This window comes from Nocardia sp. NBC_00508 (assembly GCF_036346875.1).
In the GTDB taxonomy this organism is placed as follows: Bacteria; Actinomycetota; Actinomycetes; order Mycobacteriales; family Mycobacteriaceae; genus Nocardia.
Map to the genome: position 1 here is coordinate 1,849,223 of NZ_CP107852.1, position 14,125 is coordinate 1,863,347.

The 14,125-nt window shown below is 67.7% G+C and carries 9 protein-coding genes; 2 read left to right on the forward strand and 7 right to left on the reverse strand.

Annotated elements, in window-relative coordinates:
* Positions 1 to 53: 53 nt before the first annotated feature.
* Positions 54 to 788 (reverse strand): MerR family transcriptional regulator, encoded by a 735-nt coding sequence (locus OHA40_RS08330; protein ID WP_330232486.1) that lies wholly within the window; start codon positions 786 to 788, stop codon positions 54 to 56.
* Between the two features lie 216 nt (positions 789 to 1,004).
* Between OHA40_RS08330 and OHA40_RS08335 the strand changes: the two genes are divergently transcribed.
* Positions 1,005 to 1,361 carry a DUF1707 SHOCT-like domain-containing protein gene (locus OHA40_RS08335; protein ID WP_330232487.1) on the forward strand — a complete coding sequence of 119 codons (357 nt, stop codon included), beginning with the start codon at positions 1,005 to 1,007 and terminating at the stop codon, positions 1,359 to 1,361.
* A 6-nt stretch (positions 1,362 to 1,367) separates the two neighbouring features.
* On the opposite strand, the gene OHA40_RS08340 is transcribed toward OHA40_RS08335, so the two are convergent.
* Positions 1,368 to 3,851: a tetratricopeptide repeat protein gene (locus tag OHA40_RS08340; protein WP_442943953.1), complete on the reverse strand. Its 2,484-nt coding sequence runs from the start codon at positions 3,849 to 3,851 to the stop codon at positions 1,368 to 1,370.
* Positions 3,852 to 3,979: 128 nt separating this feature from the next.
* Positions 3,980 to 5,521, reverse strand: a complete 1,542-nt coding sequence (locus OHA40_RS08345) for an amino acid permease (protein WP_330232489.1) — start codon at positions 5,519 to 5,521, stop codon at positions 3,980 to 3,982.
* A 213-nt stretch (positions 5,522 to 5,734) separates the two neighbouring features.
* Here OHA40_RS08345 and OHA40_RS08350 point away from each other — a divergent pair, with 213 nt between their 5' ends.
* A complete protein-coding gene (locus OHA40_RS08350) occupies positions 5,735 to 6,799 on the forward strand; it encodes an SPFH domain-containing protein (protein ID WP_330232490.1) in 1,065 nt (354 codons plus the stop codon).
* A gap of 39 nt (positions 6,800 to 6,838) precedes the next feature.
* Here OHA40_RS08350 and OHA40_RS08355 read toward each other — a convergent pair whose 3' ends face one another.
* The 4 genes from OHA40_RS08355 to OHA40_RS08370 form a co-directional block, all read right to left on the reverse strand.
* Positions 6,839 to 11,782 carry an NAD-glutamate dehydrogenase gene (locus OHA40_RS08355; protein WP_330232491.1) on the reverse strand — a complete coding sequence of 1,648 codons (4,944 nt, stop codon included), beginning with the start codon at positions 11,780 to 11,782 and terminating at the stop codon, positions 6,839 to 6,841.
* Between the two features lie 171 nt (positions 11,783 to 11,953).
* The gene (locus OHA40_RS08360; protein WP_330232492.1) at positions 11,954 to 12,658 is read right to left on the reverse strand and encodes a hypothetical protein; all 705 of its coding nucleotides are present in this window, start codon (positions 12,656 to 12,658) and stop codon (positions 11,954 to 11,956) included.
* 1 nt (position 12,659) lies between these two features.
* Positions 12,660 to 13,679 (reverse strand): discoidin domain-containing protein, encoded by a 1,020-nt coding sequence (locus tag OHA40_RS08365; RefSeq protein WP_330232493.1) that lies wholly within the window; start codon positions 13,677 to 13,679, stop codon positions 12,660 to 12,662.
* 77 nt (positions 13,680 to 13,756) lie between these two features.
* On the reverse strand, positions 13,757 to 14,110 hold the full coding sequence (locus OHA40_RS08370; protein WP_040775643.1) for a helix-turn-helix domain-containing protein: 354 nt from the start codon (positions 14,108 to 14,110) through the stop codon (positions 13,757 to 13,759).
* Between the last annotated feature and the right edge of the window lie 15 nt (positions 14,111 to 14,125).

Here is a 14,125-nt window from a genome sequence, read left to right on the forward strand (position 1 = left end):
ATCTGAAACAGAAGTGCTTCCAGTGCGCTCCGAGTTTCGGCCGAACGCGCCGATCAGTCCTGCGGCAGCGCCTCGGAGAACTCGGTGTCTTCGTCGAGATACTTTGTGACGAAATGGTTTACGAGTTCCACAGCGGTCTCGCCGGGAATCACGCGGGTCGCGTCGAGCCGTTGCGCGAGATCGGCGACATCCGCTGGGCCGCGGCCGGAATCCTGGAACGACGCCCAGGCCGTGCGCCGGAAGAGGTCGACGAACCGGCGGGCGATCCGGTCGGCGTCGGCGCGCAGCTTTTCCAGCTCGCCGAGCACGTCATCGGGCGGCACGCCTGCGGCGGTCATGCGATCGAAGCTGTGCGCCAGCCTGCGATCGGCGATCCGATAGGTCGCCGCGTCCACCGGCTCGTACAGGCCCGTGGCGACCACCCGCGCCAGACCGTTGGGCACGTCGCGGTAACGCTCGGCGAGTTCGGTCGCCGCGATGGTCTCCCCGGCGTCGATGGCGGCCGTCTCGACCGCGCCGGGCTCGGCGACGCCGAGGATGTCACCCAGGTCGTCACCGCGGTCCCAGGCGTTGAGCAATTCCTTGATGCCGTTGAGTTTGATCCCCCGGTCGAGGAGCCTGCTGATGGTGCGCACCCGGTTCAGGTGGTCGGTGCCGTAGAACCCGGTCCGCCCCTTGACCTGCGGGGGCGGCAGCACACCGCGTTCGTGGTAAACGCGCAGGCTGCGCACGGTCGTACCGGCCTCCCGCGCCAGCTGGTCGATCGTGTACTCCGTACCCGCAGTCATACTTCAAGGAAACCACATCGCAACATGTCACGACCGCCGGTCCACGGCCATTGCCTGCGCGACCGTCCGGTCTCTAGCGACAAATCAGCAAACGACGCGGGTGCGGTGGCGGTCCGCCGCCCGGAGGCGCGGGGGACAAATCGTGGCCGACCGCCCTTCCCGCCCTTGGAAACCCGCGTCGTGCACCGGTTTTGCCGCTACGCCTATCCTTCCGGCATGGGTGAATCAGCGGGCCCTCCGGCCAGTATCGCCGACCGCGAGCGGGCGCTTCGCGAGCTGACCCAGCACTTGGGCGCGGGCCGCATCGGTCTGACCGAGTTCGACGAGCTCAGCGCGGTCGTCGCGGCCGCGACCAGCAAGGCTCAGCTGGCCGAGCTATTCGCCGAGCTGCCCGGCAGCACACCGCCCGCACCCGAGGTGACCCCGACCAATCCTCTGCCTCGCCTCGCCGTTCTGGCGGGAGCGGCCGCGGTGTTCTCGGTGGTACTCGCGGTGACCACCGGCAACTGGCTGTGGCTGCTGGTGATCCTGGCAGCGCCAGCGCTTTTCATGCTCACGGCGCGGACGACCTGAGGCCGGTCACCATCGCGACTTCGGCCGCACGGAGTTGGCCAGGTCGACCAAGCGGTACCGGTGCAGGCGATGCGGCGCGATCCGCGCCAGCGCACGCAGGCTGGACTCGAGCCCGCGTTGCAGCCCCAGCAAGGTGAACGGGAAACCGAGCAGGGTCGCGTCGGGGGCGGCCGATCGACCGCCGGCCCGCACCCACTCCAGCGCCGCCCCCACCACGATGACCTGCAGCTGCAGCGCTCGTGGCTCGTCCGGCGCGGCATCGAGGCGCGCCGCGGCCTCGAGCAGGTCGGCCTCCATCGTCTCCGGAATCGGTTGGGAGACCAACAGCAGGCACCCGGTCATCCGCGCCACGTTCTGATATCGCGAGGCCTCCGGCACCTGGTCCAGGACCTCCACGGCCTCCAGCAGGCCACCGTCGGCGGCGAGCCTGCGGGCCAAGCCGAAGGCCGCGCTCACCACGCCGTGGTTGGTCCGCCACACGGTGCGGTAGTACTCCTCGGCGAGCCCACCCCAGTGGTTGTCGCCGGCGGCGTCCCCGAGATGCTGCAGGGTGAGTTCCGCCGTGGCGGCCAGCGCCAGGGCGGGGGCGATCTCGCCGGGCAACATGCTGTGCACCAGATCGAAGTACTCGAAGGCGCGCTCGTACTGGCCGTCCAGCAGCGCGGCGATGGCGGAGTACCACTCGATGCGCCAGTCCGTGCCGTAGTCCGGCCGCAGATCGGCGAGCCGATCGCACGCGGGCACGACTTCACCGAGGTCGAGGTGCGCGCGCACCGCGGTGAGCGTGCCCTCCAGTTCGAAGGTCTCCGGCTCCCGGATCGTCCCGGAGACGATCCGGTCGGCGGTGCGGCGCAACGCGTCCAGGGCGTGCCTCGGGTCGCCGTGCAGAAGCGTGGACAGCAGGTCGGCGCTGGGGTCCTCGCCGTCGATCAACGGCACCGGCAGAGCCGCGACGACACTCGGTGCGTCCAGTGCGGGCAATCGGTGCCGCCCGTCGGCCATCCCGTCGGTCTGCCCGATCAGCGTCTCGATGCCGAAATCGCCACGCATCGCGCCGTATTCGAGTGACGCCTGAGGATGCTCCTTGAGCGTGTCGTAGGCGAGCACCATCCGCAGGACCCCGGCGAGCTGGCCGTACATCGAATAGGCGGTCGGGAAGCGGCGGCGCGGATCCGGATCGGTCGCACGCAGCAACAACCGGCGCAGCGCCGGGTAGCGCCGCAGCAGCGGCTGCTGCTCCGGCGACGGAATGCCGGGCAGCTGGTGACCGTCGGCGTTCTTGGGCATGTCCATGACCAGCGCGGCCAACGTCCGGCCGACGGTGTAGATGTCGGAGGCCACGGTCGGACCGGTCTCGGTGATCTCGGGCGCCTGGTAGCCGGGGGTGCCGTAGATGCTGCCGTAGGACTCCATCGCGGCGACCGCGCCGAGGTCGATCAGCTTGACCTCGTCCTCGCTGACCATGATGTTGTCCGGCTTGAGGTCGTTGTAGGCCAGGCCGAAGGAGTGCAGATAGTCCAGCGCGGGCAGGATCTCCATCATGAAGGCGATCGCCTCGGACACCGGAATACGTTCCGGCGCACGGAGATCCAGCATCTTCTTCAGCGAGCGCCCGCCGACGTACTCCATGACGATGTAGCCGTCGGCCACATCGCGGCCGGAGCGGTGCTTGACGAAGTTGTGGATCTTGACGATGCCGGGATAGGCCACCTCGGAGAGGAATTGGCGTTCGGCGAGGGCGACCACGTGCGCCTCGAAGTCGAGCGGGTTCTGCAACCCCTTGAGCACCACCCAGCGGTCGCTCACATTGCGATCGACGGCGAGGTAGATCCAGCCCAGCCCGCCGTGGGCCAGACAGCCCTGAACCTCGTACTGGTCGGCGACCATCTCGCCCGGTTGGAGCGAGGGCCGGAAGTTGAACGGGGAGCTGCATCGGCCGCACTCCCCCTCGACCGCGCCCCGCCCCGCATCGGTCGTACGGCCGACCGGCTGCTGACACTTCCAGCAAAACCGTTTGTGCTCGGGCACTTCCGGGTCTTGCATGACCGCGGTGCGCGGATCGAGCGGGCTCACTTTGGGCATGGACACCAGACCGCCGCCCAATCTTCGCACGCTCGGCCGCGAGCGCGCGCTGCGCCCGGAACCGGGTTCCGATTCGAGTTGACCGAGCAGCAACTCGGCGGTGCCGATGGTCGGCTCGGGTGCCGCGTCCGTCCCGTTCGCGTCGTCGGTCCAGAGTGCGGCGTCCGGAGCGGTCGAGGGGTCGACGACGCTCGGGGCCGAGTCCACGGCGACGGCACGTTTCGACCGGTCCTCGACGTACCGCGGCGTCGACCACGGATTGGGGAGTCGTGGGGCCACTTCGGTTTTGAGCAGGTGCCGAGTCGCCCAGGGGTGGGAAGTTCGCCGAGGCACCTCGGTGCCGCGCATTCGCCGATTCGCCCACGGATGCGCGGGCGGACGGTCGGAGGCGCTGGGGTGCTCCGGCATACGAACCTCTCAAACCCACCGTTGAATCGGTGTTTCATTCTGGTCCGCCGCCTGTCGATGCGCAGAGAGTTGTTCCCGGTACTGGGAATAGATCCGCCCCGGGCCGAAGACCCGGGGCGGATACTGGCTCACTCCTCGTCGGGCTTGTCGAGGATCACCACCGTGTCGGCACCCGGTGCGCGGCGCTGCGGCCGCTCGGCCAGGACCGGGAACTGCCCGGTGACACCCTGGCGGCTCGCCGCGATCTGCAGCACCCGCCTTCGGGCGAGGAACCAGCCGCCGACCAGCGCGGGAACCATGATGAGGAGCATCGCGATCACCGCGCCGCGCTGCAAATGGTCGTCGCTGAAGGCCATCAGGCCGACCACGGCCACCAAGAAGACCAGCGTCGCGAAGCTGGTGTACGGCGTGCCGATCAGCCGGAAGGACGGCCGTTCCACGCGGCCGGTGCGCGACCAGCGCCACAACTGCAACTGGCAGACCACGATCGCGGCCCACGCGAAGATGGTGCCGAGCGCCGACATGTTCAGCACGATCTCGAACGCCTGCTCCGGCACCACCGCGTTCAGGCCGACACCGATGAGCGCGACCGCGCCGGTGGCGAGGATGCCGACGTAGGGCACGCCGCCGCCGGACATCCGCGCCGCGATGGTGGGCGCGCTGCCGTTCATCGACATCGAGCGCAGGATGCGGCCGGTCGAGTAGAGACCGGCGTTCAGGCTGGAGAACGCCGCGGTCAGCACGACGAGGTTCATCACCGAACCGGCGCCATCCAGGCCGAGCCGCGAGAAGAAGGTGACGAAGGGGCTCTCCCCGCTCTTGAAGGCGGTGTAGGGCAGCAGCAGGGCGAGCAGGACCAGCGAACCCACGTAGAACAGCGCGATCCGGGCGATCACGGAGTTGATCGCGCGCGGCATGATCTTCTCCGGGTTCTCCGCCTCACCGGCCGCGGTGCCGACCAGTTCCACCGCGGCGTAGGCGAATACGACGCCAGTGGTGACCAGGACCAGCGGAAGCAGCCCACTGGGGAACAGTCCGCCGCTATCGGTGATGACACTCGGGCCGGTGACCTGACCGTCGACTTTGAAACGGCCCGCGAGGAACACCGTGCCGACGATCAGGAAGGTGACCAGGGCGACCACCTTGATCAGCGCGGCCCAGAACTCGAGCTCGCCGAACCACTTCACCGAGACGAGGTTGATGCTCACCACGACGGCCAAGGAGACCAGGGCGATCAGCCACTGCGGTATGGCCTCGAAAGCTCCCCAGTAATGGACATAGGTCGCGATGGCGGTGATGTCTACGATCCCGGTCATGCACCAGTGGAAGAAGTACATCCACCCGACCGCGAATGCCAGCTTCTCGCCGTAGAACTCACGAGCGTAGGAGACGAACGATCCGGAGGAGGGGCGATGCAGCACCAGCTCACCGAGCGCCCGCAGGATGAAGAACACGAATACGCCGCAGACTGCGTAGACGATGAACAGTCCCGGACCGGCGCTGGCGAGTCGCCCGCCCGCACCCAGGAACAACCCGGTTCCGATCGCGCCACCGATCGCGATCATCTGCAGCTGACGCGGGCGCAGGGCCTTGTGGTATCCCGCGTCCTCCGCATGGAGCCCGGCAGCAGCCGGCGCGGGCGCCTCCGCGGGAGGTCGAACTGTGGTCATGTCGATGGCCTTTCAGGTGACGGCGATCATAGCTTCGATCAATGTACCGTTAGATAGCGGTACGTTCAATAGCGACTCGCCACTTGTAACGTGCTGGACATCAAAGTTTTTGGGAAAATGTGGTCCGAGCAGCGGTGATCGCACATCGGAATCATTGATCGGGCCATCGGGTATCGGTACGATCGATGTGATAAGCGGCAGTAGGGAGCGCAGATGGCGTGGTTCGAGCGGGAGTTCATCGCGGTCCCCGAGGAGCGCAAGAACCAGATGGTCTACAAGTGGCCGGATGTCAACATCCGCCGCTACAGCCGCGCGATCGTCAACGCCGACGAGATCGCCCTGTTCGTCAAGACCGGGCAGGTCGTGGCCGCGATGGGCCCAGGCCGCCATCGCATCGACGCCAGCGAGCTACCGGTGCTCGGCGCGCTCGTCGACACGGTCACCGGCGGGAACTTCTACCGCGCCGAGCTGTACTTCGTCTCGACAAGGGAATTTCCCGGCATTCGCTTCGGCGGACGGCTGGCCGACATCCTCGACCCGGTCAGCGAGCAGGTGGTGACCCTGCGGGTGTTCGGCGAGTTCGCCCTCACCGTCCGCGATCCTGGCGAACTACTCACCCAGCTGGCGGGCACCGCCGACCTCACCGATCAGCAGCGGGTGCAGAGCTGGTGTGCCGACCTGCTGCTGAAATCCATGAAAATCGCCGTGACCCAGGGCATCTCGCGCGGCGACTGGCAGGTGCTCGGGCTCTCGGCGCAGTTGCAGCCGATCGAGACCGCGGTGCTGCGCCAAACCAACACCGCGCTCTACGAATACGGTCTGCGCATCCCACGGATCGGTAACTTCGACATCTCGCTGGCGCCCGAGGACGCCGAGCGGCTGAAGCGACTGGCCAAGGACGTCAAGTACATCAGCCTCACCGGCGATTTCCAGCGCTACGCCGCGGGCGAACTCGCGCTCGGCGCGAGCCAGGGCTTCGCGCACGGCCACCACCACGGCGCCGACGGCGGATTCCTCGGCGCCGCTTTGAGTTTGAATGCTATCGGCCAGCAGGTCGGCAACCATTCCGCCGCGCCGCAGCTGCCGCCCGCAGCGCCCGCGGCGGGACAGGTGGCCTGCGCCGCCTGTGATACCGCGAACCCGGCCGACGCACGGTTCTGTATGAACTGCGGTGCGCGCCTCACGCCGCAGCCGCGGCACTGCCCCAGTTGCGGTGCGGAATCCGGCGCGACGGCCAAGTTCTGCGGTGCCTGCGGAACGCCGATGCCCGGAGGCTGACGCCGAGCGCGTCCTGCCTCCGGGCCTCGTCCGGATGGATCAGCCTGCGACCGTCGGTGCGACAGCCGTCGACTCGCCGCCGCTCACCATGCCGCGGACCTGCCGCGCCGCCACCGAGAGGGCGGCCAAGTCGTGGGTCTCGGCGGCGAAGATCTGCGTCAACGACGCACCGGCGCGGGCCAGCCGCGACCGGTTGGTCGACTCCCAGTACGCGATCTTCTCGGCGGTGCTGTCCTGCGGTTCGGTCGCGGTCAGCACGTCCAGGGTCAGCGAGCGCAGCGAATCGTAGAGATCCTCGCGGACCGCGAGCCGGGCCAGCGCCCGCCAGCGCCCACCCCGCTCCAGCCTGCCCACCGCGGTCAGCAGTCGCTCGATCTGGAAGTGCTCGTTCAGTGCGTAGTACAGCACTGCGACCTCCGCGGGATCACGGTCGGCGATGTCGGCCAGGTCGATCACATCCAGCAGCGGGAAGCGGTGGATCAGCCCGAAGACCTCCTCGGCCAGCTCCCGCGGCGCGCCACGGGAGATCGACCGCCGCGAGCGCTCGGCGAGATCGTCGGTCAGATACCCGGTCAGCCAGGCGGGCACTTGGCCGACCAGGGCACGTACCCCGTCCCGGTACCTGGCGATGTCGGCGCCGATCGCGATCGGCTGCGGCCGGTTGGACAGCAGCCACCGCGACGCCCGGTCGAGCGTGCGCTTGGTCTCCAGCTCCAGTTCGTTGCGCGCCGCCGTGGACATCGGCGTCTGCCGGATCCGCTCCCAGAGGGTGTGCAAATCGAAGATCTCGACCGCCGCCTTGTACGCGCGCACCGCGTCGTCGGTGGTCGCCCCGGCCTCCTCCGCGAGCCGGAAGGCGTGGGTGATGCCGCCGTAGTCGACCATCTCGTTGACCACGACGGTGGCCACGATCTCGCGCCGCAGCGGGTGCCTGCCGATCGCGGCGGCGAACCGCTCGCGCAACGGTGCGGGGAAGTAGGCGGGCAGCACCGACGCGAACGCGGGACCGTCGAGCAGGTCGCCGGCGAGCAGGTCCGCCTTGAGCGAAAGCTTCACGTGCGCCATGAGATTCGCCATCTCGGGCGAGGTGAGCCCAGTGCCTTCGGTGGCGCGGCGGGCCAGCTCGGCTTCCGTCGGCAGCGCCTCGAGTTCGCGGTCCAGGCCGCGGCGCTGTTCGAGGTCGTTGATCAGCCTGCCGTGCACTCCCGACATGCCCGCCGCGTCGGCTCGCGACATCCCCAGCCGGAAGTTCTGCGAGATGTTGTCGCGCAGCACGAGTTCGGAGACCTCGTCGGTCATCGACGCCAGCAGCGGGTTGCGCTCGTCGATGGCGAGCTCGCCGCTGGAGACGACGGCGTCCAGCAGGATCTTGATGTTGACCTCGTGGTCGGAGCAATCCACACCCGCCGAGTTGTCCAGCGCGTCGGTGTTCATCCGTCCACCGTTGCGGCAGAACTCGATCCGGCCCAGCGCGGTCACACCGAGATTGCCACCCTCACCGATTACCTTGACCCGGAGTTCGTCGGCGTTCACCCGGACCGCGTCGTTGGACTTGTCGCCCACCTCGGCGTTGGTCTCGGTGCTCGCCTTGATGTAGGTGCCGATACCGCCGTTCCACAGCAGGTCGACCGGCGCCGAGAAAATGGCCTTGATCATCTCCGGCGGCGACAAGGTGGTCACCTGTGCGGGCAGGTCGAGCGCCGCGCGGACCTCCGGCGTCACCGGGATCGCCTTCGCGGAGCGGTCGTAGACGCCGCCGCCCGAGCTGATCAGCGAGGTGTCGTAGTCGGCCCACGACGACCGTGGCAGGGTGAACATCCGCTGACGCTCCTGGAACGAGCGAGCCGCGTCGGGAATCGGGTCGAGGAAGATGTGCCGGTGGTCGAACGCAGCAACCAAACGGATGTGCTCCGACAGCAACATACCGTTACCGAACACATCACCACTCATATCACCGACACCGACAACAGTGAAATCCTGCGCCTGCGTATCGATCTCCATCTCACGGAAATGCCGCTTCACACTCTCCCACGCACCCTTGGCCGTAATACCCATCGCCTTGTGGTCATAACCCGCAGACCCACCCGAAGCGAACGCATCACCCAACCAGAACCCATAACTCTGCGCCACATCATTCGCGATATCCGAAAACGTCGCCGTCCCCTTATCCGCGGCCACCACCAGATACGTGTCATCACCATCCCGACGCACCACCCGCGCAGGCGGCAACACCTCACCACTCACACGATCCACATTGTCGGTGACATCCAGCAAACCCGAAATGAACGTCCGATAGCACGCCACACCCTCAGCACCCAACGCCTGCCGATCCGCCACCGGATCACCCGTGGCCGCAGGCGGCTGCTTCACCACGAACCCGCCCTTCGCGCCCACCGGCACGATCACCGCGTTCTTCACCGCCTGCGCCTTCACCAAACCCAAGATCTCGGTACGGAAATCCTCCAACCGATCCGACCACCGCAAACCACCACGGGCGACCGAGCCGAAGCGCAAATGCACGCCCTCCACCCGCGGGGAGTACACGAAGATCTCGAACTGCGGCCGCGGCTTGGGCAGTTCGGCGATCGCGTGCGGGTTCAGCTTGACCGACAGGTAGTCCAGCGGATTGCCCGCCTCGTCGCGCCGGTAGTGGTTGGTCCGCAGCGTCGCCTCGATCAAGCCGAACAGGGCACGCAGAATACGGTCGGTGTCCAGGCTGACCACGGCGTCGATCTCGGTCTGCACCCGCTCGGCGATCTCGGCGGCCAGCTCTGCGGTCTGGGCGCCGACGCCGTCCGGATCGAAGTACGCGGCGAACAGTTCGGTGCACGAGCGTGCGGTGGCCGGGTGGGTGAGCAGCACGCGGGTGATGTTGCCGAAGGTGTAGGCGAATCCGGCTTGCTGCAAGTACTTCGCGTAGGCACGCAGCAGCGCCACCTGACGCCAGTGCAGGCCGGCCCGCAACACCAGTTCGTTGAGACCGTCGACCTCGGCACGGCCGAACCACATCGCGGTCACGGCGTCCGGGAAACGCCGTCGCACACTGGTTTCCGGCAGCGACGCGACATCGACCGACTGCCCCAGCTGCGCGGCCGGCTCACTGTCGAGCGCCTCCCGCAGCGGCGCGGCGGTAACGCGCAGCCCGAAGTCGTAGATCCAGCGGTCCGGCCGGTCCGGTACCGCGATGCGGTAGGGCCGCTCGTCGACGACTTCCACGCCGAGACTGTGCAGCACCGGCAGCACCCGGCTCAGCGAGACGCCCTCGCCCGCCACATACAGCGTGAATCGCCAATCCGCAGAGTTGGATTCGCCCTGGCGGTAGAGATTGGTGTCGATGTCGCCCTCGGCCAGCCGCTCGAGCCGCCGCAGATCCGTGAGCGCGTGCGCGGGCTCGTGCTCCTGCTGGTAGCTCGCCGGGAAGGCGGCCGCGTACTCGCCGACCAGCGCCTGCGATACGTCGGACACCGCCGCCGCCTCCGCGACCAGGCGGTCGCTCCAGGTCCACGTCGTGGCCAGCAGCAGCTCCTGGATCCGCTCGCTGTTGTCCTCGGAGATGTCGGCGGGTTCGGCGCCCGGCTTGCGGTGCACCGTGAAATAGACCACGGCCAGCTCGGATTCGGTGGCGCGCGCCGAATAGGCGATCTGCTGGGCATCGAACTGCTCGCGCAGGATGTCGCCCATGCGCAGACGAACCTCGGTGGAGAAGCGGTCCCGCGGCATGTACACCAGGCAGTAAATGGTGTCGCTGCGCGCATCGCGCCGCAGGAACAACCGCACCTGGCGGCGCAGCCCCAGATTCATGACGGCGGAGACGGTTTCGAACAGCCTGCGCGCGTCGGTGGAGAACAGCTCCACCCGCGGGAACGACTGCATCATCTCCAGCATCGCCTGCCCGGAGAACGAGTTGAGGTCGAAGCCGGCCCATTCCACGACCTGCAGCACGCGCCGCGAGATGACCGGGATGTCGAGGATGTTCTCATGCAGGCCCGCGACGGTGAAGGTGCCGACGAAGACGTGCTCGCCCTTGACCATGGCGACCGTGTCACCCCATGCCGCGCGACCGCTCGGGTCGGTTGAGCCGTAGTCGGCGACGCTGATGAAGTACAGATCCCGTGACCCCGGCAGCAGCGACTCCACGGAGCCGTTGGCCATGCGCAGGACCGTGCGTTTCGCGCCGACCACCGGCACGCTGATATCCGCGGCGGCGCCGCCTGCGAGCACGCCCAGTCCGGTGCCGGGCAGCTGCCACGGCTCGAAATCGGCGTTCGCGCTCGGCGCGGAACGGCGGAAATGGTAGTAACCGTAACCGAGCGGGGTGAAGTGCCCGTCGGACAACCAGCGCAGCAGATTCGCGGTCTGCGGGATCTCGGCGTCACCGGCCCACTGGGCGGCCTGGTCGAGCTGGCCGGCAACGTTGTTGAGCACCTCGATCATGGTCGGCGTGTCGTCGGCGACTTGGCGCAGGTCGGCGAGCAGGGGCGGCAGCGAGTCCTCGATCCGGTCCACCAGTTCGTCGGACAGGCCCGCGCCCAGCTGCACGTGGATCCACGACTCACGCAATACCTGACCGTCGTTCGCATCGGCTGGTTCGGCCTCGCCGTCGCGGGGAGCGATGGACAGCACCCTGCCCTCGGCGTCCCGCGACACGTCGAACACCGGGTGCACGACCTCGGTGATCGTCGCACCGAGCCGGCGCAGCGCCGCGGTGACCGAGTCGACCAGCAGCGGCATGTCGTCGTTGACGATCTGGATCGCCGCGCCGAGCCCCGCACTGTCGTCCGGCCGGTAGACCCGCGTGGTCGCCGCACCCGGCGCACGGGTGGCCGCCAGTCCGAGATGCTGACGGAAGATCCGCTCGGCCCGATCCGTGATCGCCGACGTCGACGAGCCCGGCTGGATCCACCGGAAATACGCCGCCTCTAGATCGGTCGGATCATCGTGGAACCGCTTCGGTGAAATCGTCTGCTGGGTGGTTGCCACCATCGATCCGTTGCCTTCCCGAGAACTGCGCCCGTACGTGTTTCGTACTGCAAATAACGTACCGCTGGTTAACGGCACAATCAACAGTGTAACAATAAATCTCCGCGCCTGATATGGGTTACGGCGTCCGGATCAGGGAGTTCTCCCGGCCGAACGGATGCGGGTGGTGCTGCGTCAGCGGACCAGTCCCGCCCGCGAGACGAAGGTCTTGGCGGCAACCTGACCGGCGAATGTCGCCGTCTCCACCCGCAGACCCACCCGGGTGTCCGCGTACCAAACGGTTGCCGAGGGACCGATCGCCGCGTAGACGGGACCGTCGACGAGGGCGGCGCCGCGAGCGCTGCGCCAGCGGGAAATGGTGTCGGCCAACTGATTCGGTTGCATCAACTCGGCATAGAAGGTCAGGTCTCGGCCGCCGGCGATGCCGCCGAAGAGCATCGGATGGCCGGCGGCGATGACGCACTTCTCCCCTCGCCCACTGTCATCCAGCGGCTGACACACCGCCGCCGACCGCAGCTGATCCGGCATGGCCTGCGCCGGTGTGTCCGTCCGCGGCATCGACGGCAGCGGCATCGAACAGGACCGGGCACCGAGGACGGCGGCAACGATCATGACCAGGATTCCGATACCGACGGCACGCCACTGCCAGAGCGGATACGACCTGCCGACAATCTTCTTGGTCTCGGCGACCGCCTTTTCCGCCTCGGCGCCGACCTTCTCGGCAACCCCGGCCAGCTGGTGAGGCAGCTTGCCCTCGGCGACGGACTTGACCTCATTCACGGCCGCGCGCAGCGGCGCACCGCAGTGCGTGCACCGGGAATCCGCGCCGGTGTTGCGATTCCCGCAGTACTGGCAGACCAGCTCGGGCAGCGTGGACACCTCAGCGCCCCGTGATGACGATCGAGGAGATCGCGGTGGTATTGACCGACGGATCGCCCTTGGATTCCAACACGGTCAGCACGATCTTCGATGCGCTCACCGGGGGCTCGATCTTGGTCACCACCAAGGTGCGCTGATCGAGGGTCGGCTGCGTGTAGACGGTCTTGTCGCCGTCGAAGATGTACGAAACCCGGCTCGCGGTGCGGTATTTCGCCCACTGATCGGTGCCTTCCGCGCTGATGTGATCCCAGCCGGGCACGATGCCGATCGAGTCGATCTGATAGGTCTTGCCCAGGTCGATGGTGATGACCTGCCCGTCGACCTTGTAGGCGCGCACGCACGACCACGCCTTGCCCGATTGCCCGGAAAAGGCGTCCATCGCCGGCGTACCGCCCGGACCGCACTTCGACTCCGCGGATTTCACCTGGATGATCGAGCCCGCCGCCGGAGCGGCCGACGTCGCAGGCGCCGCCGAGGTCGGCGGCGGGGTGACGACCAGCAGCTGGTTCTGCGCCGTGTTCTTCGAGTCGCCACCACCGGTGGTGACCAAAAGCAGCACCAGCAGCACCGCGACCACCGCGCCGACGATCAGAGCCACCTTCGGTTTGCGCAGTTGGACGAGCGCGTCCTTGGCTACCTGCTGAGCCGGCGCGAGCCGGTTGGACTGCTGGGTGACCGCGGGGCGTTCCGGCTCCGGCTCCGGAGCGGCCTGCGCGTTCGACCTCGCCGCCGCCGTGGAGTAGTCGCCCGAGAAATCCATCGCGGGCGTCGTGTCCTGGCCCTGCCCGTTCAGCAGCGCGAGGATTCGCTCGCTGGCCCTCGGGCCGTCGCCGCTGCGGCGCCGTGGCGCGGCAGGTTCCGAGTCCGGATCGAGGTCGGGGAACCCGAGCGACGCAGTGTCGAACTCCGGGCTGTCGCTGGGCGGCGCGGCGGACGACCCGAACGACGGATCGGAAAGCAACGCCTCCAGGACCGCACCTCGATGACGGAGAAAGACGTCTCCCGCGTCCTCATCGGGCATGATCCGGATCGTATCCGGCGCGAGCGGCTCGCCGAGTTCCCGCTATTCCCGCTGCAGAGAACAGCTGACCAGACGGATCAGCGTTTCTTTTCCTCGGTCACGAAGTACTCCGGCGGCACATCGAATACCCGCGCCAGCGCGATCACCAAGTCCAGCCGCGGGATCGCGTCACCATGGATGAGCCGGTACAGACCGGACTGCGACACCGGCACGTCCGGGTAGGCCAATTCCAGGTGCTGCGCCAGCGAGTAGAGCGTCAGCGAACGCGTCGATCCGTCCTCGGTCGATACGACGGATTCCGCGATCAGCTCCGACAACCGGCTGGAGAAGATCGCGGCGGCGGCCTGTCTCGGGGTCAGCGCGTCCCCGGCGTCCTGATGAGGGAGATCGCCGCCATCGGAATGGGTGTCCGCTACCACGGTGATAGACATTAACCGACCGCTCCC

What these genes read in the sequence shown, in the direction of transcription:
- OHA40_RS08330 (WP_330232486.1), bottom strand. Translation starts at nt 788, where the DNA reads ATGACTGCGGGTACGGAGTACACGATCGACCAGCTGGCGCGGGAGGCC.
- OHA40_RS08335 (WP_330232487.1), top strand. Translation starts at nt 1,005, where the DNA reads ATGGGTGAATCAGCGGGCCCTCCGGCCAGTATCGCCGACCGCGAGCGG.
- OHA40_RS08340 (WP_442943953.1), bottom strand. Translation starts at nt 3,851, where the DNA reads ATGCCGGAGCACCCCAGCGCCTCCGACCGTCCGCCCGCGCATCCGTGG.
- OHA40_RS08345 (WP_330232489.1), bottom strand. Translation starts at nt 5,521, where the DNA reads ATGACCACAGTTCGACCTCCCGCGGAGGCGCCCGCGCCGGCTGCTGCC.
- OHA40_RS08350 (WP_330232490.1), top strand. Translation starts at nt 5,735, where the DNA reads ATGGCGTGGTTCGAGCGGGAGTTCATCGCGGTCCCCGAGGAGCGCAAG.
- OHA40_RS08355 (WP_330232491.1), bottom strand. Translation starts at nt 11,782, where the DNA reads ATGGTGGCAACCACCCAGCAGACGATTTCACCGAAGCGGTTCCACGAT.
- OHA40_RS08365 (WP_330232493.1), bottom strand. Translation starts at nt 13,679, where the DNA reads ATGCCCGATGAGGACGCGGGAGACGTCTTTCTCCGTCATCGAGGTGCG.
- OHA40_RS08370 (WP_040775643.1), bottom strand. Translation starts at nt 14,110, where the DNA reads ATGTCTATCACCGTGGTAGCGGACACCCATTCCGATGGCGGCGATCTC.